20 protein-coding genes are annotated in these 20,357 nt (G+C 71.8%); 12 read left to right on the top strand and 8 right to left on the bottom strand.

The window, feature by feature from the left end; all coding sequences use genetic code 11:
• The first annotated feature begins 11 nt into the window (after positions 1-11).
• The 4 genes from AB0D29_RS30910 (at position 12) to AB0D29_RS30895 (ending at position 2,587) form a co-directional block, all read left to right on the top strand.
• A complete protein-coding gene (locus AB0D29_RS30910; RefSeq protein WP_362858762.1) occupies positions 12-551 on the top strand; it encodes a GNAT family N-acetyltransferase in 540 nt (179 codons plus the stop codon).
• A 59-nt stretch (positions 552-610) separates the two neighbouring features.
• Positions 611-982, top strand: coding sequence for a tyrosinase family oxidase copper chaperone (locus AB0D29_RS30905; protein ID WP_362804853.1), 372 nt, complete (start codon positions 611-613; stop codon positions 980-982).
• A gap of 30 nt (positions 983-1,012) precedes the next feature.
• Entirely contained in the window at positions 1,013-1,876 is an 864-nt protein-coding gene (locus tag AB0D29_RS30900; protein ID WP_362858760.1) for a tyrosinase family protein, read from the top strand.
• Between the two features lie 90 nt (positions 1,877-1,966).
• Positions 1,967-2,587: an HAD-IA family hydrolase gene (locus tag AB0D29_RS30895; RefSeq protein WP_362858758.1), complete on the top strand. Its 621-nt coding sequence runs from the start codon at positions 1,967-1,969 to the stop codon at positions 2,585-2,587.
• A 46-nt stretch (positions 2,588-2,633) separates the two neighbouring features.
• On the opposite strand, the gene AB0D29_RS30890 is transcribed toward AB0D29_RS30895, so the two are convergent.
• Together AB0D29_RS30890 and AB0D29_RS30885 are read right to left on the bottom strand one after the other, a co-directional pair.
• A complete protein-coding gene (locus AB0D29_RS30890) occupies positions 2,634-2,921 on the bottom strand; it encodes a chaplin (protein ID WP_362858757.1) in 288 nt (95 codons plus the stop codon).
• A 95-nt stretch (positions 2,922-3,016) separates the two neighbouring features.
• On the bottom strand, positions 3,017-3,343 hold the full coding sequence (locus AB0D29_RS30885; RefSeq protein ID WP_362858755.1) for a hypothetical protein: 327 nt from the start codon (positions 3,341-3,343) through the stop codon (positions 3,017-3,019).
• Between the two features lie 98 nt (positions 3,344-3,441).
• On the opposite strand from AB0D29_RS30885, the gene AB0D29_RS30880 reads away from it, so the two are divergent.
• Positions 3,442-4,923 (top strand): carboxylesterase family protein, encoded by a 1,482-nt coding sequence (locus AB0D29_RS30880; protein WP_362858754.1) that lies wholly within the window; start codon positions 3,442-3,444, stop codon positions 4,921-4,923.
• On the opposite strand, the gene AB0D29_RS30875 is transcribed toward AB0D29_RS30880, so the two are convergent.
• Entirely contained in the window at positions 4,901-6,196 is a 1,296-nt protein-coding gene (locus AB0D29_RS30875) for an alpha/beta hydrolase-fold protein (protein WP_362858753.1), read from the bottom strand. The genes AB0D29_RS30880 and AB0D29_RS30875 overlap by 23 nt on opposite strands.
• A 265-nt stretch (positions 6,197-6,461) precedes the next feature.
• Between AB0D29_RS30875 and AB0D29_RS30870 the strand changes: the two genes are divergently transcribed.
• The gene (locus AB0D29_RS30870; RefSeq protein WP_362858751.1) at positions 6,462-7,490 is read left to right on the top strand and encodes a hypothetical protein; all 1,029 of its coding nucleotides are present in this window, start codon (positions 6,462-6,464) and stop codon (positions 7,488-7,490) included.
• Between the two features lie 121 nt (positions 7,491-7,611).
• Here the strand turns inward: AB0D29_RS30870 and AB0D29_RS30865 are convergent, their stop codons facing one another.
• Positions 7,612-8,298: a GNAT family protein gene (locus AB0D29_RS30865; protein WP_326478024.1), complete on the bottom strand. Its 687-nt coding sequence runs from the start codon at positions 8,296-8,298 to the stop codon at positions 7,612-7,614.
• A 140-nt stretch (positions 8,299-8,438) separates the two neighbouring features.
• Here AB0D29_RS30865 and AB0D29_RS30860 point away from each other — a divergent pair, with 140 nt between their 5' ends.
• The 3 genes from AB0D29_RS30860 to AB0D29_RS30850 all read left to right on the top strand — a co-directional run bounded on the left by AB0D29_RS30860 (position 8,439) and on the right by AB0D29_RS30850 (position 11,448).
• Positions 8,439-9,239 carry an alpha/beta fold hydrolase gene (locus tag AB0D29_RS30860; RefSeq protein WP_362858749.1) on the top strand — a complete coding sequence of 267 codons (801 nt, stop codon included), beginning with the start codon at positions 8,439-8,441 and terminating at the stop codon, positions 9,237-9,239.
• Between the two features lie 47 nt (positions 9,240-9,286).
• Positions 9,287-9,955 (top strand): (2Fe-2S)-binding protein, encoded by a 669-nt coding sequence (locus AB0D29_RS30855; RefSeq protein ID WP_362858748.1) that lies wholly within the window; start codon positions 9,287-9,289, stop codon positions 9,953-9,955.
• Between the two features lie 80 nt (positions 9,956-10,035).
• Positions 10,036-11,448, top strand: coding sequence for an alpha/beta hydrolase (locus AB0D29_RS30850; protein ID WP_362858745.1), 1,413 nt, complete (start codon positions 10,036-10,038; stop codon positions 11,446-11,448).
• Positions 11,449-11,458: 10 nt separating this feature from the next.
• Here AB0D29_RS30850 and AB0D29_RS30845 read toward each other — a convergent pair whose 3' ends face one another.
• Both AB0D29_RS30845 and AB0D29_RS30840 read right to left on the bottom strand, forming a co-directional pair.
• Complete coding sequence (locus tag AB0D29_RS30845) at positions 11,459-13,234, bottom strand: S8 family serine peptidase (RefSeq protein ID WP_362858743.1); 1,776 nt, start codon at positions 13,232-13,234, stop codon at positions 11,459-11,461.
• A 265-nt stretch (positions 13,235-13,499) separates the two neighbouring features.
• Positions 13,500-14,936, bottom strand: a complete 1,437-nt coding sequence (locus AB0D29_RS30840) for a cation:dicarboxylase symporter family transporter (protein ID WP_362858741.1) — start codon at positions 14,934-14,936, stop codon at positions 13,500-13,502.
• 156 nt (positions 14,937-15,092) lie between these two features.
• Between AB0D29_RS30840 and AB0D29_RS30835 the strand changes: the two genes are divergently transcribed.
• On the top strand, positions 15,093-16,700 hold the full coding sequence (locus AB0D29_RS30835; RefSeq protein WP_362858836.1) for a sensor histidine kinase: 1,608 nt from the start codon (positions 15,093-15,095) through the stop codon (positions 16,698-16,700).
• On the top strand, positions 16,697-17,398 hold the full coding sequence (locus AB0D29_RS30830) for a response regulator (protein ID WP_362858739.1): 702 nt from the start codon (positions 16,697-16,699) through the stop codon (positions 17,396-17,398). Before AB0D29_RS30835 ends, AB0D29_RS30830 begins: the two co-directional genes overlap by 4 nt.
• Here AB0D29_RS30830 and AB0D29_RS30825 read toward each other — a convergent pair.
• Both AB0D29_RS30825 and AB0D29_RS30820 read right to left on the bottom strand, forming a co-directional pair.
• Entirely contained in the window at positions 17,356-18,201 is an 846-nt protein-coding gene (locus AB0D29_RS30825) for a tyrosinase family protein (RefSeq protein ID WP_362858738.1), read from the bottom strand. The two genes, AB0D29_RS30830 and AB0D29_RS30825, sit on opposite strands and share 43 nt — an antisense overlap.
• Entirely contained in the window at positions 18,198-18,587 is a 390-nt protein-coding gene (locus AB0D29_RS30820) for a tyrosinase cofactor (protein WP_362858736.1), read from the bottom strand. Before AB0D29_RS30820 ends, AB0D29_RS30825 begins: the two co-directional genes overlap by 4 nt.
• 287 nt (positions 18,588-18,874) lie before the next feature.
• Here AB0D29_RS30820 and AB0D29_RS30815 point away from each other — a divergent pair, with 287 nt between their 5' ends.
• Entirely contained in the window at positions 18,875-20,266 is a 1,392-nt protein-coding gene (locus AB0D29_RS30815) for a glutamate decarboxylase (RefSeq protein WP_362858735.1), read from the top strand.
• Positions 20,267-20,357: the final 91 nt, after the last annotated feature.

Raw genomic sequence — 20,357 nt, 5'->3', positions numbered from 1 at the left:
ACGCTCGCCGCATGACGAAGACCATCACCGTGCTCGACGCGGCCGGACTCCGCGCCCACCGCGACGAACTCGCCGCGCTCCTCCTCGCGGTGGTCGAGGGCGGCTCCTCCCTCGGCTTCCTCGCCGGCCTCGACCACGAGGGCGCCGCCGCCTGGTGGGACTCCCTGCTGCCCGCCGTCGAGGACGGATCCCTCGCGCTGTGGGTCTCCCGCACCGGCGAGGACGGCCGCATCGACGGCACCGTGAGCTGGTACCGGGAGTCCAAGCCCAACGGCCGCCACCGCGCCGAGCTGCGCAAGCTCATGGTCCACCCGGCCGCCCGCGGCCGGGGAACCGCCCGCGCGCTGCTGGCCGAGGCCGAGAGCGCCGCCGCCCGCGCCGGGGTGGTGCTGCTGTTCCTGGACACCGAGACCGGCAGCGGCGCCGAGCGCGTCTACCGCTCCGCGGGCTGGACGGAGGTCGGCACCATCCCCGACTACGCCACCGATCCGGCCGGCCGTCTCCACCCCACCACCCTCTACTACAAGCGGCCCCGTAACGCTCACGGGTGACCTCGCCCGCCCCGCGGCGTTAGACCCGTAGCCGCCGGCCACCGAGCGAGGGAGACCGTATGTCCGCTGCATCCGACGCCGCACCACCGACCCGCCGCGCGGTCCTGCGTACGGCTTTCACCGCGGCCGTGCTCGCCGGTACGGCCGCGGCCCTGGCGCCCGTGCTGCGCGCCCGGCGCCCCCGGCAGACCCTGACCCCGGCGCCGCTCGCGGAGGAGGAGACGTACCGCGGCCGGCACATCGCCGTCGACGTCGCCGGGGTCCGCATCGACGGCCGCCCCCTGCACGTCATGCGCCGGGCCGACGGCAGCTACCTCAGCGGGATCAACCACTTCCAGTCCTATGAGACGCCGATGGAACTGGCCCGGGCCGCCGTCGACGAACTCGGCACGGCGCAGCTGGCGTTCGCGGCCGCCCCGCACCACGGCTGACACACCCACGGGAACGGGAGGAGCCCCGCGTTGCACACCCGGCAGAACCAGAAGAACCTGACCAGTGCCCAGAAGAAGCGGTTCACGACGGCGGTGCTGGAGCTGAAACGCAACGGCACCTACGACACGTTCGTGCGCACCCACGACAAGTACTTCGTGCCCGACCGCGACCGCAAGCTGCGCGTCGGGCACATGTCGCCCTCCTTCTTCCCCTGGCACCGGCTCTACCTGCTGGAGTTCGAGCGGAAGCTGCAGGAGATCGACGCGGGCGTGTCCATCCCGTACTGGGACTGGACCACCGACACCAGCCCGGTCTCCTCCCTCTGGGCCGACGACTTCCTCGGCGGCACCGGCCGGGCGAGCGACCGCAAGGTGATGACCGGGCCGTTCGCCTACGACAAGGGCAACTGGACCGTGACCGTGGGCATCACGGAGTCCGCCTTCCTCACCCGCAACCTCGGCCGGCCGCAAAACCCGATCACGCTGCCCACCGCGGCCGAACTGCAGTGGGCGATCGACGACCCGGTCTACGACAGCGCGCCGTGGGACTCCACCGCCGGCGCGGGCGGCTTCCGCAACAAGCTGGAGGGCTGGGCCGCCCCCAAGAGCGAGCGCTGGCGCAACCACAACAAGGTCCACCAGTGGATCGGCGGCCACATGACGGGCGGCACGGCCCCCAACGACCCGGCCTTCTGGCTGCACCACGCCTTCGTGGACCTGATCTGGGACCGCTGGCAGCAGAAGCACCCCGCCGCCGGCTACCTCCCCGCGACCCCCCTCGCCCGCGGCGACCTCCAGCAGGGCCGCGTGATCTCCCTCGACGAGCCGATGCCCCCGTGGAACATCCCCCCACGCGAAATCCTCGGCCACCAGACCCTTTACCGCTACGAGTGATACGCCGGGGGGACGGCCTGCGAGGATGCCTTCGGTACCCATCCCGTGGCGATCCTGCCACGAGTGGAACACCGTGAAGGAGTCCCGATCATGACGGTTCGCCCCTACGACGCCGTGCTCTGCGACATCGACGGCGTGCTGAGGCACTGGCCCGCTCCCGGCCCCGCCGACCTCGACCATGTCCACGGACTTCCCGCGGGCACGATCGCGGCGGCCGCCTTCGCGCCGCCCCGCCTGCACCCCGCGATCACGGGGGAGGTCACCGATGAGGAATGGCGTGCCGCGGTGGCCGCGGACCTCGCCGACGCATGTGGATCGACGGACCGCGCCCGCAGCATCGTCGCGGCCTGGTCCGCACTCGTGCCGCGCGTCGACCAAGAGGTCGTCTCCCTGCTCACCAGGGTCCGCGAAGTCGTGGCCGTGGCCCTGGTTTCCAACGCGACCACGCGGTTGGAGTCGGACCTTGTCCGACAAGGCCTTCACGACCTCGCCGACGTCGTGGTGAACACCTCCCGCATCGGTGTCGCGAAGCCGGATCCGCGGGTCTACCGCATAGCCGCCGAACGGGTCGGAGCCCCGGCCCACCGCTGCCTGTTCATCGACGACACCTCCGAGAACGTCGTCGCGGCCCGCGAGGTGGGGATGGCTGCCGTCCACTACCGCCGGATCGAAGACCTCGAGGACGCACTGTCCGCCCTCCTGCGCACATGAAAGGGCCCCCGCCGGTGTGGCGGGGGCCCTTCGGTCGATCAGACGATCAGTGGCCGTAGCCCTCGCCCTCGGTGTGGTGGTCGCCGCCGTGGCCCGACGCGTTGACGCAGGTGTTGCCGAACGCGGGGTTCAGCAGACCGATCACGTTCACCGTGTTGCCGCAGACGTTGACCGGGACGTGCACCGGAACCTGGAGCAGGTTGCCCGACAGGACACCGGGGGAGCCGACCGCCGCACCGTGCGCTCCGGCATCGGCGACGGCCAGACCGGCACCGGCGACCACGGCGCTACCGGTGACAGCGGTGATGGCGAATGCCTTCGCGATACGCGACATCAAGATCTCCTCGTGAGATGTGGGGCGCCGCAGAATCTGCGGCATTTGACATGGCATACAACGCAGGGGCGGCCAAGGGGTCACGGCCGCTGGGCCTACCCGGTGACGGGAAAACGCACCGAGGCGAAGTACGGCCGCACCTGGCTGACGTCGCCGGGCCGCAGTACCCCGACCACCCGGCCCGCGCAGCCCGGTTCCCGGTAGAGGGTCGCCGTGCCCCGGGTCCCGTTCGTGACCGCCCGGGCGCCGCCGCCCTCCGCCTCGACGCAGCCCTTCGGCGCGGTCAGCCCGTGGACCTGGTCGTCCTGGCCGACGTACTGGAACTCCGGCCCGGCCGCGGCCACGGCCGGGCCGCCGAGGAGCGAGGCGCCCGCGAGCAGCAGGACGGGCACCGTGGTGTGGTGGATACGCAGGAATCGCATGCCCGTCCAACCTGGGCGGGCCCGGGCACGGTCACGCCTTGTCACCCGTTGGACGGCTGTGCGACCGTGCGCCCAGCACCAGGGTTCAGGAGGACGGGATGAGCGCAGTGGGCGACGCCGGAGCCGCAGTCGGCGGCCGGCCGCGGGTCAGGACCGCGGCCGGCGTGGTCGAGGGCCGGACCGGGGCCGACGGGACCGCCGTCTTCCGGGGCATCCCGTACGCCGCTCCGCCCGTCGGCGCCCTGCGCTTCGCGGCGCCCCGGCCCGCTGCCGCCTGGGACGGCGTGCGCGATGCCACCGCCTTCGGCCCCACCGCGCCCAAGGTGCCCTATCCGGACACGTTCGCGGCCCTGCTGCCCGACCCCGAGATCCCCGGGGACGACTGCCTGAGCGTGAACGTGTGGACCCCCGATCCGGCACCCGGGGCCCGGCTGCCCGTCATGGTGTGGATCCACGGCGGGGCGCACACCCGCGGCTCCTCGGCCGTCCCCGTGTACGACGGCTCGGCCTTCGCCCGCGACGGGGTCGTGCTCGTCTCCTGCAACTTCCGCCTCGGCGTCCTCGGCTACGGCCTCTTCCCCGACGCCCCCGCCAACCGCGGCCTGCTCGACCAGATCGCCGCCCTGGAATGGGTCCGTGACAACATCGAGGCCTTCGGCGGGGACCCCGCCCGCGTCACCGTCTTCGGCGAATCCGCCGGAGCCATCAGCATCGGCGCCCTCCTGGCCGCCCCGCGCGCCACCGGGCTCTTCGCCCGGGCCGTCCTGCAGAGCGGAGCCCCCGAGGTCCTGCCGCGCGACAAGGTGCGCACCATGGTCCGGCGGATGGCCTCACTGCTCAAGGTGGGCGCCACCGCCGAGGCCTTCACGGCCACCGCCCTGCCCACCCTGCTCGCCGCCCAGGCGGCCGTGCTGCGCCGCTCCGGCCCGCTCCTCGGCGGCCCCGCCTTCGGCCTGGTCGCCGATCCCGGCACCGTCCCCGGCGACCCCCTCGACGCCCTGACCGGCTCCGCCGTCTCCGGCGACGTGCCCCTGCTCCTCGGATGGACCAGCGACGAGTACCGGCTTTGGCTCGCCCCCACCGGCGGGATGCGACTGCTGGACCGGCTGGGCCCGCTCGCCGTGGCGCTGGCCCGGGCCCGCGCCGGCAAGGAGCGGGCCGACGTACGGGCGCTGCGCGCAGCCCTGCCCGGGGCGGGCCCGGCCGAGCTCGCCGGCCAGCTGATCACCGACCGGCTGCTGCGCGACCCGCTGCGCAGGCTCGCCGGGGCGCGGCGGGCGGCCCCGAGCTACCTGTACGAGTTCGGCTGGCCCTCCGGCGTCCCGGGGCTCGGTGCCTGCCACGCCCTGGAGATCGGCTTCGTGTTCGACACGCTCTCGGCGCCGGAGGCCTCCTGGCTGGCCGGGCCGGACGCCCCGCAGGCGCTGGCCGACGAGATGCACGCGGCCTGGGTGCGGTTCGCGGTGACGGGCGACCCGGGCTGGGCGGCCTGGGACGGCAACGGCCCGCCGAAGGTGTTCGGCGGGCCGGAACTCGATCGTGCGGGGGCGCCGGTGGTTACTCGACGGGCCCTTCCATGACCTTGCTGATGAACTGGACCGGTCCCTCACCCATGTTGGGGACGTAGGTCTTGGCGTTGTGCTGGCCGCCCTTGATGACCCTCAACTCGGTGTGTATGGGCCCCTTGTTGCCGTAGGTGGCGATGAACTTCTGCACGTCCGGCAGGGTCTTCTTGTTGTTCTCGCTGTCGCCGACCTGGAAGGCCAGGTACACGTCCGGACCCTTGCTGTCGATGAGCTGCTTCGCCAGCACCTCCGGGTTGTTCTCGGCCTTCTCCTTTTCGTGGCCCTTCCACAGGGAGGAGTCCGGGACGACGTCCGGGCCGGAGGCGATCACGGCCTTGAACTTGTCCGGGTGCTTCAGCACGGCCTTCAGGCCCGCGAACCCGCCGGTGGACGAGCCCATGAAGGCCCAGCCGTCACGGGACTTGACGGTGCGGAAGTTCGCCTTCATCAGGTCCGGGACGTCCTCGGTCAGCCAGGTGCCCATCTTGGGCTGGCCGGGTATGTCGGAGCCGTCCCAGTAGATGCCCTTGTCGTCCGGCGCCGGGTTGAGGACCGGCATGGCCAGGATGAAGGGCTTGCTCTTCCCCTCGGCGTACCACTTGCTGATGCTGGTCTGCAGACCGAGGTCGGTGCCCATCCAGTAGTTGCTGGGGTAACCGGCGCCGCCCGGGAGGGCGATCATGACCGGGAAGCCGCTCTTGGCGAACTTCGGGTCGTTGTACTCCTTGGGCGCCCAGACCCAGACCTTGCCCTTGAAGCCGGACTTCTTGCCGTCCAGCGTGGTGACGGCCACGTGGGTGCCGTCGGGCAGGGTCATCGAGTTCTTGAAGTCGGCGGCCGGACCCGTCGGCATCAGCATCTTGGAGTTCGCGGCCTGCTGCGGTGCGTCGTTCTTCTTGCCGCCGCCGCCTGCGGACGGCTGCCCGAAGGACACGGCGGACCCCTTGTCGGTGAAGGGGGGTATCTCGTAGTGGTTCATCACGAGCGCGGCTATGCCCGCGAGCGCGAGGACGGTGGCCCCCGCGATCACCCAGCGCCGGCCCCGGGACTTGCGGCGCGGGGGCTCGGGCGGTTCCTGGTAGCCCTGGTGGTCCTGTGGCTCGTACTCGTACTGCGGCTGCTGCCCGTACGGAGGCTGCGGCCGGCCGGGGGGCTGCTGCTGGCCGCCCCCGGCCCCGTACGGCTGCTGTCCGTACGGCTGGCCGTACTGGTCGCCGTAGGGCGGCTGCGGGCTCTGCCCTTGCGGCCGGTACGGCTGGTACTGCTGCCCGTCGGGTGCGTACGACATGTGCGGTGGCTCTCCGGCTGGTGCTGCCCCAGAGGGGCGGGGTGGTCTGGAAGCTGGATCCTTCCGTTCGAAGGATGAACGAAAGCATGTCAGGGTTCCGCATTTTGACTTCTCTTGGGGTGCCCTGGGGGAGGTCATTGCCTGCCGCCGGAACGGCACATGGAGTTCCCCCACCCGACGCCGTACGTCCCTGGCTCATGCAGGGGCCGCTGGGTATGGTGCCCCCGCCCAGCCCCCGGACCCCCACCCCGCCCGGAGCCGCTTCATGACCTTCCAGCGCCGGATGCTGCTGTTCGCGACCGCGGTGCTCCTGCTCGCCGCCGTGGGCGTGGTCGCCGTCCTGCGGGCGTCGTCCCGGGCCGAGGAGAAGGACCACGCCCGGGCGGGCGGCCCGGGGATCTCGGCGGGCGCGGTCTCACTGGCCCCGGACGAGGGCGGCCGGCGGATCGTGTTCCGGAACATGGCCTGGGGCCCGCACCGCGACGAGCTCGCCACCGTCCCGGCCGGCGCGCCCGAGGGTGCCCGCACCGCGTCCGGGGTGAGCTGCCTGCGCTTCCACGCGGCCGGCGGCACCGGGATCTGCCTCCGGGCGGACCGGAGCGGGGTCCAGGACGGCTACCGGGCCGTGGTCCTCGACGCCCGCCTGCAGGAGGTGTCGGCGCATCCGCTGAACGGTGTCCCCACCCGCGCCCGGGTCTCACCCGGCGGGCACCTCGCCGCCTGGACCGTCTTCGTCGGCGGGGACTCGTACGCGGGTACGAATTTCTCGACGCGGACCTCGGTGCTCGACCTGCGCACGGGCAGGCTCGACGCCTCGCTGGAGGACTTCACGATCCTCAAGGACGGCAAGCCGTACCGCAGCGCCGACGTGAATTTCTGGGGTGTCACCTTCGCCGCCGACGAGCGGACGTTCTACGCGACGCTGGCGACCGGCGGCCGGACCCACCTGGTCCGCGGGGACGTGGGCGCGCGCACGGTGACCACCCTGCGCGAGAACGTCGAGTGCCCGTCGCTGTCACCCGACGGGACCCGGGTGGTGTTCAAGAAGCGGGTGCCCGGCCTGCCGGCCGAGGCGCCGTGGCGGCTGTACGCGCTGGACCTGGCCTCCGGCGCGGAAACCCCGCTCGGTGAGGAGCGCAGCGTGGACGACCAGGTGGTGTGGACCGACGACCGGACCGTCGTCTACGCCCTGCCGGGGGACTTCGGCGCCGATCTGTACTCGGTACCGGCCGACGGGAGCGGAGCCCCGGCCAGGCTCATGGACTCGGCCCTCGCCCCGGCCTTCCTCGGATGAGGAGGCCGCGGCGAGGCCCCGGGAACGGCCGCCCCCACGACCGGCCGGTGGCAGGCCGGGGCCGGGGCAGGACCGTTTTTCCGTTTGTCTGTTCCGGTGTCCGTTCCGATGTCCGTTCCGGCTAGGCCGGGATCAGCGTCTTGCGGCGACGCTTGCGCTGCGCGCCGGCCGACAGCCTCAGCTCGATGATCGACCGCACGGCCGGCCACTCCTCGTCGAGGATCGAGTAGAAGGCAGTACTGCGGACGGCGCCGTCCAGTCCCCGCGAATGGGCCCGTCGGACCCCCTCGCAGGTGAAGCCGAGACGTTCCATCGCGGCTCTCGACCGGCCGTTGCGCGCATCGGCGCGCAGCGAGATGCGCCTCACACCCCAGGTCTCGAAGGCATGGCGGAGCATGAGCAGCTTCGCCTCGGTGTTGATGCCGGTTCCCTGGGCGGCGGGGGACAGCCAGGTATTGCCGATCTCGGCGGCATCGGGGATCGCCGTCGCCGGATCGCCGAACGGGACGCCCGGCACGGCGGGCCACACCAGTGGCCCCTGCCAGTAGTCGAGTTCCAGGAACCGGGTCGAACCGACGACACGCCCGTCAGTGGCTCTGACGATGGCGAAGGGGAGCGATCGACCCGCCGCCTGATCGGCGAGGGCACGGTCGATGTACTCGTGGGACGCCTGCACCCCATGGGGTACGGGGGTGAAGGCGTAAGTCGTACGATCCTCGGCCCCGGCCACGGCCAGAGCCTCGGTGTGGTGGGGGGCGAGGGGCTCGAGCCGCACGGTGCGGCCCGCGAGGTGTACGGGTACGGGCACGGAGCCTTCGGTCCTTCTGGGCGGTGGGGTGGTTGCACAGTCTGCGTCCATGACGTCGCCCCCCGTGCAAAACACGAGTGAAAGGCAACCGGCTGTCAGGTGAACGCGAGTGGCTCAATGTAGCCCCTTAATGTCCTCTCATGAACCCCCAATTTGGCAATGGTGTGACGCTGACTTTCGAGGACTTGGGTCCCCGCGACGGAGCGGCCGTAATCCTGATCCACGGACATCCCTTCAACCGCACGATGTGGGCCCCCCAGACGGCCGCGCTCACGGCCGCCGGATACCGTGTCATCGCCCCTGACCTGCGGGGATACGGGGAAAGCCCGGTCGTGCGGGGCAAGGCCCTGCTCGCCGATCTCGCCGATGATCTCGCCTCCCTCCTCGCCCGCCTGGGCATCGAACAGGTGGTCGTCGGTGGTGTGTCCATGGGCGGTCAGATCGCGATGGAGCTCCGACTGCGCCACCCGGGTCTGGTACGGGCCCTCGTGCTCTCCGACACCTCGCCCGTACCGGAGACGGACGAGGGCGCGAAGCTGCGCCGCGAGACGGCCGAACGGCTGATCGCCGAGGGCATGCGGCCGTACGCCGAGGAGGTCATGGACAAGATGCTGGCGCCCTACAACGTGACCGGCATGCCCGAGGCCGCCGCACGGGTGAGCGCCATGATGTGCGCGACCGACCCACAGGGCGCGGCCGCCGCCCTGCGCGGCCGGGCCGAGCGCCCCGACTACCGGCCCGTCCTCGCCGAGACCGCGGAGCCCTGCCTGGTGCTGGTCGGGGCGGACGACGTCTACACCCCGGTCGCCGAAGCCCAGGCCCTGCACGCGCTGCTGCCGAACGCGGTGCTCACCGTCATCGAGGGAGCCGGTCATCTGCCCGGCGTGGAGCAGCCGGAGGCCTTCAACCGGGCGCTGCTGGAGTTCCTCGCCGGGCTCTGAGCCGACCGCCCCGGGTCGCCCCGGCCGGGCCTGAGATCATGGCGGTCATGGACGACGTACTGCGGCGACTGGCCGCCGTGGGGCCCTTCTTCACCGTCCCGTACGGGACGCAGCCGCCCGGGCCCGGCTTCCGGCCGCTGACGGCGCTGTACGGGGAGCGGCTGGGGCCGTACGTGGCCGAGGTGGGCCGGCGGATCGGCAGCGGCCCCGGTCGGGTCGCCGCCTCGACGGCCCAGCTCGGGATCGCCTCCCGGCTGTGGTCGCTCGGGCTCGGGTGCGCGGCACTGGCCGGGCGGGTGCCCGACCTGGCCGCCGACCGGGTGTGGTGGCGGCTGCCGGACGCGGGCTCGCTCGAGCTGTGGCTGCCCGAGCCCGCGGACCGGCCGGCCGACACGCTCGGAGAGACGGTCCTCGGGAACCTGGCCGTGCTCGACGCGGGCCTTCGGGAGCGGTTCGGGGTCTCGCAGAAGGTCCTGCGGGGGAACGCGGCGTCCGGGCTGGTCGGCGCGCTGCGGGTGCTGCTCGACCGGGTGCCGGGCGGCGCGGCCGTGACGCTGGCGGGCGCCCTGCTCGCCGAGGGCGGAGCCCTGGCGGGGACCGGCACCTTCATCCACGAGGAGGGCCTCGGGGTGGCCTTCGTACGGCGCAGCTGCTGCCTGTACTACCAGGTGCCCGGCGGCGGCCTCTGCGGGGACTGCGTGCTGCGGACGCGCTAGGCCCTGTCCGGGGGCCGTTCGGATGAGTGCAGGGTGTGGCTGGCTGCGGTGGCACCCGGGCTCCTCCTACGGTCCGGTGCATGACCGCTCCTGCACCGCACCAGCCGTCCGAGCTGTCCCGCCGCGCCGCGCTCACCGGACTCGCCGTCGGTGCGGGCTCCCTCGCCCTGGGCGGCGGCGCCCCGGCGGCGGCCGCCGAACCCCCGCCGTCCGCCTCGGCCGAACCGTCCGCCGCGGCCCCCGACCCCACGCCGGGGGCGATGAAGCTCTTCGCCGATCCGGGCTTCAACTTCGCCGGCCTGTTGGCCCTCGGCGCGGCCGGAATGCGGGCCTCCGAGGTCGGTGAGGTGCTGACCGCCGTCAACGCGATCAACGCCGCCGGGCTGTCGGAGCAGAGCTTCAGCGACACCTTCCGTTCCTGGGGCGACAAGCTCGCCGCACCGCCGGCGGCCGGCCGGAGCGGCCACGAGGCCCCCTCGCAGACCCGGCGCTTCCGCTCCCTGCGGGCCGCCCAGTACTACGCGCAGGCACTGTTCTACGTCCTCGGCACCGACCACCCCGGGGACGAGGAGGCGGTCTACCGGGCCGGACGCACCGCATGGGACACCTTCGCCGGGCTCTGCAGCCCGCCCGCCGTCCGCGCGAAGGTCCCGTACGGCCGCACGCACCTGCCGGTCTGGTTCTTCCGCCCGGACGGCCCCGAGACCGCCCGCCCGACCGTCATCCTCACCAACGGCAGCGACGGGCAGAACCTCGACATGTGGACCTACGGGGTGTCCGCGGCCCTCGACCGCGGCTGGAACGCCCTCGTCTACGACGGCCCCGGGCAGGGGCAGCTGCTCTTCGTCGAGGAGATGCCCTTCACCACCAAGTGGGAGGAGGTCGTCGGCCCGATCGTCGACTGGCTGGACCGGCGCAAGGACGTGGACAGCGCCCGGATCGCGCTCACCGGCCTCAGCATGGGCGGCAACCTCGTGGCCCGCGCCGCCGCCTTCGAGCACCGGCTCGCGGCGGTCGTCTGCCAGCCGGGCTGCGTCAGCCCGTGGCTCGGCTTCGACAAGGAGCTGCGCGACATCGTCACGGCCGACAAGGAGGAGACCAACCGGGTCTGGAACGAGGACGTGGTCCCGGAACTGACCCCGCAGCTGGCCTTCACGGTCAAGAAGCGCTTCGAGATCTTCGACCGCCAGGCCCTGCTCCAGGCCCGCGCCGGGAAGGTCCTCACCGACGTCTGGACGCCGGCCCAGGTGGCCATCGGCCTCGACGTCACCAAGGTCGTGCCGCGGATCAAGGCACCGGTGCTCGTCCTGGACTACGACTTCGAGACCTTCTACCCGGGCCAGCCGCGGCAGATGTACGACCTGCTCCGCTCGCGCAAGGACTACGTGAAGATGACGGAGGCCACCGGGGCGCAGTTGCACTGCTCCCCGATGGCCCCCCAGCAGCACTGCGAGGTCGTGTTCGACTGGCTCGCGGATGTGCTCAGGTCCTAGGACCGCCTTCTCAGAAGGTCAGGTTCCAGGAGTCGATCTTGCCGGTGTCGCCGCCGGCGTTGTCGTTGACCCGCAGCTTCCAGGTGCCGTTCGCGACCTCGGAGGAGGCGTTGACGGTGAAGACCTGGTTGATGTTGTCGGTGCTGCCGCCGGCCCGGTTGTGGACCGTGTAGACGGTGCCGTCGGGGGCGATCAGGTCGACCTTCAGGTCACCGATGTAGGTGTGCACGATGTTCACGCCCACCTTGAGGGTGGCCGGGGCGTTGCCGGTCACCCCGCTGACGGTGATCGGGCTCTCCACGGTGGTGTTGTCACCGATGGCGAAGTCGCCGGTGTTCTCGAAGTACTTGCCGGGCGGCGGGGTGGAGCCGACCGCCTTGAGGGCGTCGACCTGGCCCTCGCCGAAGAAGCCGTTCTTCGCCGTGGTGCCCTTGCAGCGGCTGTCCGACGGGCAGGCGACGTCGTTGGCCTGGGTGGCCAGCTTGTCGCGCAGCTGCGCCGGGGTGATGCCGGGGTTGGTGCTGGCGAGCAGGGCCGCCACACCGGCGACGTGCGGGGACGCCATCGACGTACCGCTCATGGTGCCGTACTTGCCGCCCGGCTGGGTGCTGTAGATGCCGGTGGTGTCGCCGCCGGGGGCCGTGATGTCGACGACGTTCAGACCGTAGTTGGAGTACGAGGCCTTCGCGGTGGTGCCCATCGCCGAGACCGTGACCACGCCCGGGAGTTCGGTCGGGATGTCCAGGCAGGCGTTGGTGATGGTGCGGGTGACCGGGGTGGAGTCGTTCGGGGACTCGGTGTCGGTCGTCTTGTTGGCCAGGTCGATGTTGGAGTTGCCGGCCGCCGCGACCTGCAGCGAGCCCTTGCCCTCGGCGTACTCCTGGGCGCGCTTGACGCCCTCGATGATGGCGGCCTGGTCGGCGTTGTCCGGGCAGTTGAACTGCCACGGGTCCGTGTAGTAGCTGTTGTTGGTGACCTTGAAGCCGTGGTCACCGGCCCACATGAAGCCACAGACGGTGTTCTCGGCGAAGAAGAGCGAGGAGGTCGGCTCGGCGATGCGCACCGAGGAGATCTTCACGCCCGGCGCGACGCCGATGACGCCCTTGCCGTTCTTGGCGGCGGCGACCGTACCGGCCACGTGCGTGCCGTGGGTGCCGACGTCCCGCCAGGCGCCCGTACGGGTGTCCGGCTTGCCGTAGGCGCAGGACGCGGAGTCCGCCGCGTTGAAGTTCGGGGCCAGGTCCTGGTGCTGGTCGTCCACACCGGTGTCCAGGATGCCGACCTTGACGGAGGCGGAACCGGTGGTGACGGCCCAGGCCTGGTCGGCCTTGATCTGGGTCATGTCCGCGCGGACCGGCTCGCCCGAAGGCGTCGTGGACTGCGCCGGGTTGGCGGGCAGCGCCGGGTTGTAGGCGTCCGCGGGGACGTCCGAGGTGCGGGTGGCGCCGACCTGCTGGACGCCGCTCACACCGCGCATGGTGGTGGCGAAGGTGCCGGACGCGGAGTGGGCGATGATCACGCCGATCGCGTCGTAGTTGTTGAACACCGTGCCGCCGTTGGCGGTGATGGCGCCCCGCACCGCCGTGGTGTCACCGGGGGCGGTGATCACGAGGTAGGCGCGGGTACCGGCAACCCAGGTCGCACTCTGGGAAGTCGGGGCCGCGGCCCGGGGTGCCGCCGCCGCGGGGGCGGAGGCGGGGGAGCCGGAGGGAGAGACGGGGGCGGTGCCGGCGAGCGCGGCGGGTGCCCCGAAGGCGAGTGCCGCGCCGAGCGTGGCGGCCAGCACGAGGGTACGTCGAGGTCGGCTGGATATGTGGGGTATCAATGCGTCCTCCGAAGACCCGGTGGTCATGCCGGGTCGTACGAAACAAGTGGTGGACGCAAGATGTCATGCACGCGGCCGGTTACGGAAGTACCTTTTGCAGCACCGGGGTTCGTTTATCGGTGGCCGAATACCGACTATGGGTGCAAGTGCGGAGAATGTGGCGGGCCGGCCGGGCTGGGCACCGTGGGGGCGAGCCCTGCCCGGCCGGCCCGTGTGGGCGGACCGGCTACACCGGTACGCCGTCCTTGGGGCCGTGCGACGGGGCGGGCATGGCGGTCGGAGCGGTGTCGGGCCCGGCCGGTTCCGTCCCGACAGGCTCCGCCGCGGACGGTTGCGTCCTGACGGGCTCCGCACCGGCCGGTTCCGCCCCGTGCCCGTCGTCGACCAGCGTGGTCTCGTCGAACGGCAACCGGCCCCCGAGGACTTCGGCGGCCCGCGCGTGGTCGAACTCCTTCGTCCACGTCCCGATGAGCACCGTCGCGACCGCGTTGCCCGCGAAGTTGGTCAGGGCCCGGGCCTCGCTCATGAACCGGTCGATGCCCACGATCAGGCCGACCCCGTCGACCAGTTCCGGCCGGTGCGACTGGAGTCCGCCGGCGAGGGTGGCCAGGCCCGCGCCGGTCACCCCGGCCGCACCCTTCGAGGCGATGATCATGAACAGCAGCAGCGAGATCTGCTCGCCCAGGGCGAGCGGCTTGCCCATCGCCTCGGCGACGAACAGCGAGGACATCGTCAGATAGATCGCGGTCCCGTCCAGGTTGAAGGAGTACCCGGTCGGCACGGTGATCCCGGTGACCGGCCGCGACACACCCAAGTGCTCCATCTTCGCGATCAGCCGCGGCAGCGCCGACTCCGAGGAGGAGGTCGAGAGGATCAGCAGGAACTCCCGGCCCAGATAGCGCAGCAGCGCGAAGACGCTGACCCCCGTGCACACCCGCAGCAGGGTGCCCAGGACCACGAACACGAAGAGCAGACAGGTGGTGTAGAAGCCGATCATGATGACGGCGAGGGACTTCAGCGCGTCGATGCCGGTGGCCCCGACCACCGCCGCGATCGCCCCGAAGGCGCCCACCGGAGCCGCCCACATGATCATCGCGAGGACCCGGAACACCAGCTTCTGGATGTGTCCGATGCCCCGCAGCACCGGCTCTCCCGCCGCGCCCATGGCCTGCAACGCGAACCCGCACAGCAGCGCCACCAGCAGCGTCTGGAGCACCTCGCCCCCGGTGAAGGCGGACACCAGCGTGGTCGGGATGATCCCGAGCAGGAACTCCGGCGTGCTCTCCGCCCCGCCCGCCTTGGCCTGCGCCTCGCCGGCGCTGCGCGCCGCCTCGGTCAGGTGCAGCCCGCTGCCCGGCTCCAGCAGGTTGCCCACCAGCAGGCCGATGGCCAGCGCCACCGTGGACATGACCATGAAGTAGCCGAGGGCGAGACCGCCCACGGCGCCCACCTTGGCGGCCTTGCGGACGGACCCGATGCCCAGCACGATCGTGCAGAAGATCACGGGCGAGATCATCATCTTGATGAGGTTGACGAAGCCGGTGCCCAGCGGCTTGAGCTCCACGGCCACGCCGGGTGCGGCGAAGCCGACGGCGATGCCGAGCAGCACCGCGCCGATCACCGCGATGTAGAGATAGTGCGTTCTGTCGCGTCTGGCGGCCACGATGCCTCCCGGTGGTGAATACGTTCGGGGAGACCATCGCCCAGGGCTGTGACCCCGGTCACCCTTGCGTTCATTGAGTTCACGACCCGGTGCACACTGAGCGCCATGTTCCGCTTTCCCCGCCCCCCGCGCAGCCTCGCCGGCCAGCTCTTCGCCATGCAGGTCCTGCTGGTCGCGCTGGTCGTCGCGGGCTGCGCCGTCTACGCGTACGCCACCGCCCGGGGCCAGGCCGAGGAGGCCGCCAGGCGGCAGGCCGGCGCCGTGGCCCACGCGGTCGCCGACTCACCCTCCGTACGCGAGGCCGTACGGGGAGCGGCCCGCGGGAGCGATCCGTCGGTCGAGCTTCAGCCCTACGCCCAGAAGGTCCGCGCGGACTCCGGGGTGGACTTCGTGACGATCATGGCCCCCGACGGGCGGCGCTGGACCCACCCCGACCCGCGCCGGATCGGCGAGCCCTTCATGGGCAACACCGCCCCCGCGCTGCGCGGCGAGACCTTCAGCGAGACCTATACGGGCACCCTCGGCCCCTCCATCCGCGTCGTCACCCCGCTGGAGGACGACGGCCGGATCGTCGGCCTGGTGAGCGCCGGGATCACGGTCCGCGCGATCAGCGACCGGCTCGGCGCGCAGCTCTCCGCCCTCGCCTGGGTCGCGGCCGCCGCACTCGCCCTCGGCGGGGTCGGCACGTACGTCGTCAACGCCCGGCTGCGCCGCCACACTCATGGCATGAACGCGGCCGAGCTCAGCCGGATGTACGACTACCACCAGGCGGCCCTGCACGGGGTCCGCGAGGGGCTGCTCATGCTCGACGGGCAGCGCAGGATCACCCTGATCAACGACGCCGGGCGGGAACTCCTGGGCCTGCCCGGCGGCGAGATCACCGGCACCGGGGTCGCCGACCTCGGTCTGCCGGCCCCCCTCACCGGAGCCCTGCTCGCCGACCGGCCCCGGGTGGACGAGGTGCACCTGACCGCGGACCGGGTGCTGGTCGTCAACAGCTCGCCGGTGGCGGGCGGCGGCCGCCGGGGCACCGTGGTCACCCTGCGGGACCACACGGAACTGCAGGTGCTGACCGGCGAGCTGGACCACGAGCGGGGTTTCACGCAGGCCCTGCGCTCCCAGGCCCACGAGGCGGCCAACCGGCTGCACACCGTGGTCTCGCTCATCGAACTCGGCCGTGCGGACGAGGCGGTGGACTTCGCCACCGCCGAACTGGAACTGGCCCAGGCCCTCACCGACGAGGTGGTCACCGCGGTCGGGGAGCCGGTGCTGGTGGCGCTCCTGCTGGGCAAGGCCGCGCAGGCGCACGAGCGGGGCGTGGAGCTGGTCGTCACCGCGGACAGCCGCAGCCTGGCCGACGGGGGCGGGCTGCCGCCGGCCCGTGACCTGGTCACGGTGCTGGGCAACCTCATCGACAACGCGGTCGACGCCGTGACCGCCGTACCGGGCGCGCGGATCGCGGTGACGCTGCGGCCGGAGCGGGACGAGCTGCTGCTGCGGGTCGCGGACAACGGACCGGGACTGCCCGAGGGGGTGGACGTGTTCCGCCGGGGCTGGTCCGGCAAGGGCGAGGGGCGCGGCCTGGGTCTCGCCCTGGTCCAGCAGGTGGCCCAGCGCTACGGCGGCACGGTGACCGCCGCGCAGGGCCCGGGCGGCGGCGCGGAGTTCACGGTCCGCTTGCCGGCCCCGCAGGGGGCGGAGCCGGATCGGGCCGTGCCCCCGCGGGGCGCCGCGGCGGATCCGGCAGCAGGGGGTACGCGGTGAGCGCGGGCGACGTACGCGTCCTGGTGGTCGAGGACGACCCGGTCGCCGCGGACGCGCACGCGCTCTACGTGGGCCGGGTGCCCGGCTTCAGCGCCGTGGGAGCCGTCCACTCCCTCGCCGAGGCCACCCGGGTCCTGGAGCGGACCCGCGTCGACCTGCTGCTGCTCGACCTCGGTCTGCCCGACGGGCACGGCCTGCGCTACGCACGCGGGCTGCGCGCCGCCGGACATCCCGTCGACGTGATCGTGGTGACCTCCGCACGCGACCTGGCCGTGGTGCGCGAGAGCGTCTCCCTCGGCGTGGTCCAGTACGTGCTGAAGCCCTTCGCCTTCCCCACCCTGCGCGAACGGCTCCTGCGCTACGCCGAGTTCCGCGCGACCGCGGGCGAGGCCGCCGGCCAGGACGACGTGGACCGGGCGATGGCCGCCCTGCGAGCACCCCGTCCGGCCGAGCTGCCCAAGGGGCTGAGCGCGCCGACCCTGGACCGGGTCGCCGCGCTGCTGCGGGCGGCGCCCGAGGGGCTGACCTCGGCGGGGGCGGCCGAGGCGGCCGGGATCTCCCGGATCACCGCACGCCGCTACCTGGAGCACCTGGTGGACACCGGCCGGGCGGACCGCACCCCCCGGTACGGCCAGGTCGGTCGCCCCGAACTGCACTACCGCTGGCTGGCGGCGGCCGGTTCGGTGTCGAAGGTGTAGAACTTGCGGTGGTCCAGCATGTCGGCAGGGGTCACGTCGTTCCACGGCCGCATCGTGTCGTTGAGGTCCACGACGTTCGCGGTGCCCGCCGCCGGCAGGTAGGTGGACTGCGGATGGCGTGCCTGCCAGTCGGCCCACAGCTTGTCGATGAAGGCGTGGTGCATCCAGAACACCGGGTCGTTCGGGGAGACCCCGGTGGACATCTGGCCGCCGACCCACACGTGCACCCGGTTGTGCAGGTTGGCGCCGCGCCAGCCCTCCAGGTTGTTGCGGAAGCCGCTGGAGGAGCTGTTCCAGGGGGCCGCGTCGTACACCGGCATGGCGAGCACGGTGTCCACCTCGGCCTTGGTCGGCAGCTGGGCGACGCCCTCGCCGAGCGTGCGGCGCAGGTAGGCGCGACCGTCCACCCGTACGTTCACGTTCCACTTGCCCGTGGAGTAGGCGAAGGGGCCGTCGAGCACCTGTCCGTCGCGGGCCCGTCCGGTGCCGCCGAGGAAGTCGGGGGCCCAGAGAGAGGAGCGGGAGGTGCGGTCCACGGTCCAGTCCCAGTAGGGGAGCGAGACGTTCGCGTCCACTTTCTGCAGCGCCGCCTCGAATTCCAGCAGGAACCGGCGGTGCCAGGGCAGGAACGAGGGGGAGCGGTGGCCGACCCGGTCGCCCGAGTCGGTGTCGCTCATGATGAAGCCGTTGTGGGTGGTGACGAAGCGGTCGTAGCTGCCGGTGCGCTTGAGCTCCAGCAGGGCCGAGGTGAAGGCGCGCTTCTCGTCGGCGGTCAGCGCGGCCTGGTTCTTGCGGACGGTCATGCCGCACCTCCGAAGGGGGCGAGGGCAGCGCCCTGGAGGTCGCGCACGGCGGCGCGGGCGAGCAGGGTCGGGTCGGAGAACGTCTCGTAGTGGTTGATCACGCTGATCCAGGTTCCGTCGGCGTTGCGCATCACGTGCAGTTCGCGGCCGTCTATTCGTACGGTGGGCTGGCCGGGGGAGTGGTGGCCGCCGTGGTGGCCCCCCTCGCCCGGGGTGATCTGGATGCGGCGGCCCTTGTAGACCTCGTCGACCGTGCCCGGGGGTGTGGACGCGGTGGGGGTCGCGGCGGCGCTTGTGGCGACGCTCGCGGCGGCAGCGGTCAGGCCAAGGACGGTGAGTGCACCGGCGGTTGTACCCAAGGCCTGACGGCGGGTGATCTTGTTCATGGTCAGAGAGGTATCAGGACCGCGGGAACGTCGGGCTGCTATCCGGACATCGGCGGATATGTTGCGCATAGAACAAGTTGGATGATCTTCCCGTTCGGACCGGCTCCTGGGGTTCGAACGGGAAGATCTGCGGGGCTGAGTCTACTGGACAGTAATTTTTTCGGACTACCAGGGTCGGTATGTGGAGGGTCACACCGCAGAGTCGGCCGGAAGCAGAGCGTCATCCATCCCTCGCGTCGCTTTGATCTCATCCCGAATTGAGGGCCTTTGTCGCCTATAGTCCCGATATGGCTCTTCATGAGACGAAGGACGCGCGCTCCCGTGACGCCGACACGGACGTGTTCGCGTCCGCACTGAGCGGCGAGGTCCTCCCCAAGTACCGGATGCCCGAGGAACACTCGCCCACCGAGGTCGTCTACGAACTGCTCCGCAACGAACTCCTCCTGGACGGCAACGCCGCCCAGAACCTGGCCACCTTCTGCACCACCTGGTCGGACGAGGGCGTCCACCGCCTGATGAACGACTGCCTCGACAAGAACATGATCGACAAGGACGAGTACCCGCAGACCGCCGAGATCGAGTCCCGCTGCGTCAACATCCTGGCCGACCTGTGGAACGCCCCCGCCGGCGTCACCGCGACCGGCTGCTCCACCACCGGGTCCAGCGAGGCAGCCATGCTCGGCGGCCTCGCCCTCAAATGGCGCTGGCGCGAACGCCGCCGCGCCGCCGGCCTCCCCACGGACCGCCCCAACCTGGTGTGCGGCCCGGTCCAGGTCTGCTGGGAGAAGTTCGCCCGCTACTTCGACGTCGAGCTGCGCCAGGTCCCGATGGAGCCCGGCGCCAACGGCCTGCTGCCCCATCAGCTCGCCGCGTACGTCGACGAGAACACCATCGGCGTCGTCGCCATCCTGGGCGTCACCTACACCTGCGTCTACGAGCCCGTCGCCGAGATCGCCGCGGAACTCGACCGGATCCAGGCCGAGAGCGGCTGGGACGTCCCCATCCACGTGGACGGCGCCAGCGGCGGCTTCGTCGCGCCCTTCCTCCACCCCGACGTGGTGTGGGACTTCCGGCTGCCGCGCGTCGCCTCCGTGAACACCTCCGGCCACAAGTACGGGCTCACGCCCCTCGGCGTCGGCTGGATCGTCTGGCGCACCGCCGACCTGCTGCCCGCGGACCTCGTCTTCGACGTGGACTACCTGGGCGGCGACATGCCGACCTTCGCCCTGAACTTCTCCCGCCCCGGCGGCGAGATCATCGCCCAGTACTACCTCTTCCTGCGCCTCGGCCGGGGCGGCTACCGGCGCGTCCAGGAGGCCTGCGCCCAGACCGCCCAGTACCTGGCCGGCGAGATCGCCGGGATGGGCCCCTTCACCCTCCTCTACGACGGCGAGGGCGGCCTGCCGGCCGTCTCCTACAAGCTCACCGACCCGCAAGCGGCCGGCTTCACCCTCTACGACCTCTCCGAACGACTGCGCATGAGGGGCTGGCAGGTGCCCTCGTACCCGCTGCCCGCCGACCGACAGGACACGGTCATCCAGCGCGTCCTCGTCCGGCACGGCGTGACCCGGGACCAGATCGCCCTGCTCGTCGCCGACCTGCGCCGGTCCGTGGAGCACCTCACGGCCTCACCCCCGCCCGTACCGACCACGGCGCCCCGTTCGGGGTTCCACCACTAGGCCGTTTCTTACGGATCATCTGATCGTTGGTTGATGTGTGTCGTTGACTGACGCCCAATGGGCACGGATCGAGCCGTTGCTGCCCGACCGC

It is taken from the genome of Streptomyces sp. NPDC048424, from assembly GCF_040651555.1.
Classification (GTDB): domain Bacteria; phylum Actinomycetota; class Actinomycetes; order Streptomycetales; family Streptomycetaceae; genus Streptomyces.
The sequence above is the reverse complement of the archived record's forward strand: the minus strand, read 5'-3'. Positions and strand labels throughout refer to the sequence as shown.

Excerpts from the sequence above, each read along its gene's own strand:
- AB0D29_RS30875 (WP_362858753.1), bottom strand. The coding sequence starts at position 6,196 with ATGTCGTACGCACCCGACGGGCAGCAGTACCAGCCGTACCGGCCGCAA.
- AB0D29_RS30885 (WP_362858755.1), bottom strand. The coding sequence starts at position 3,343 with ATGCGATTCCTGCGTATCCACCACACCACGGTGCCCGTCCTGCTGCTC.
- AB0D29_RS30820 (WP_362858736.1), bottom strand. The coding sequence starts at position 18,587 with ATGAACAAGATCACCCGCCGTCAGGCCTTGGGTACAACCGCCGGTGCA.
- AB0D29_RS30815 (WP_362858735.1), top strand. The coding sequence starts at position 18,875 with ATGGCTCTTCATGAGACGAAGGACGCGCGCTCCCGTGACGCCGACACG.
- AB0D29_RS30880 (WP_362858754.1), top strand. The coding sequence starts at position 3,442 with ATGAGCGCAGTGGGCGACGCCGGAGCCGCAGTCGGCGGCCGGCCGCGG.
- AB0D29_RS30890 (WP_362858757.1), bottom strand. The coding sequence starts at position 2,921 with ATGTCGCGTATCGCGAAGGCATTCGCCATCACCGCTGTCACCGGTAGC.
- AB0D29_RS30825 (WP_362858738.1), bottom strand. The coding sequence starts at position 18,201 with ATGACCGTCCGCAAGAACCAGGCCGCGCTGACCGCCGACGAGAAGCGC.
- AB0D29_RS30905 (WP_362804853.1), top strand. The coding sequence starts at position 611 with ATGTCCGCTGCATCCGACGCCGCACCACCGACCCGCCGCGCGGTCCTG.
- AB0D29_RS30870 (WP_362858751.1), top strand. The coding sequence starts at position 6,462 with ATGACCTTCCAGCGCCGGATGCTGCTGTTCGCGACCGCGGTGCTCCTG.
- AB0D29_RS30895 (WP_362858758.1), top strand. The coding sequence starts at position 1,967 with ATGACGGTTCGCCCCTACGACGCCGTGCTCTGCGACATCGACGGCGTG.
- AB0D29_RS30835 (WP_362858836.1), top strand. The coding sequence starts at position 15,093 with ATGCAGGTCCTGCTGGTCGCGCTGGTCGTCGCGGGCTGCGCCGTCTAC.
- AB0D29_RS30910 (WP_362858762.1), top strand. The coding sequence starts at position 12 with ATGACGAAGACCATCACCGTGCTCGACGCGGCCGGACTCCGCGCCCAC.
- AB0D29_RS30855 (WP_362858748.1), top strand. The coding sequence starts at position 9,287 with ATGGACGACGTACTGCGGCGACTGGCCGCCGTGGGGCCCTTCTTCACC.
- AB0D29_RS30860 (WP_362858749.1), top strand. The coding sequence starts at position 8,439 with ATGAACCCCCAATTTGGCAATGGTGTGACGCTGACTTTCGAGGACTTG.
- AB0D29_RS30850 (WP_362858745.1), top strand. The coding sequence starts at position 10,036 with ATGACCGCTCCTGCACCGCACCAGCCGTCCGAGCTGTCCCGCCGCGCC.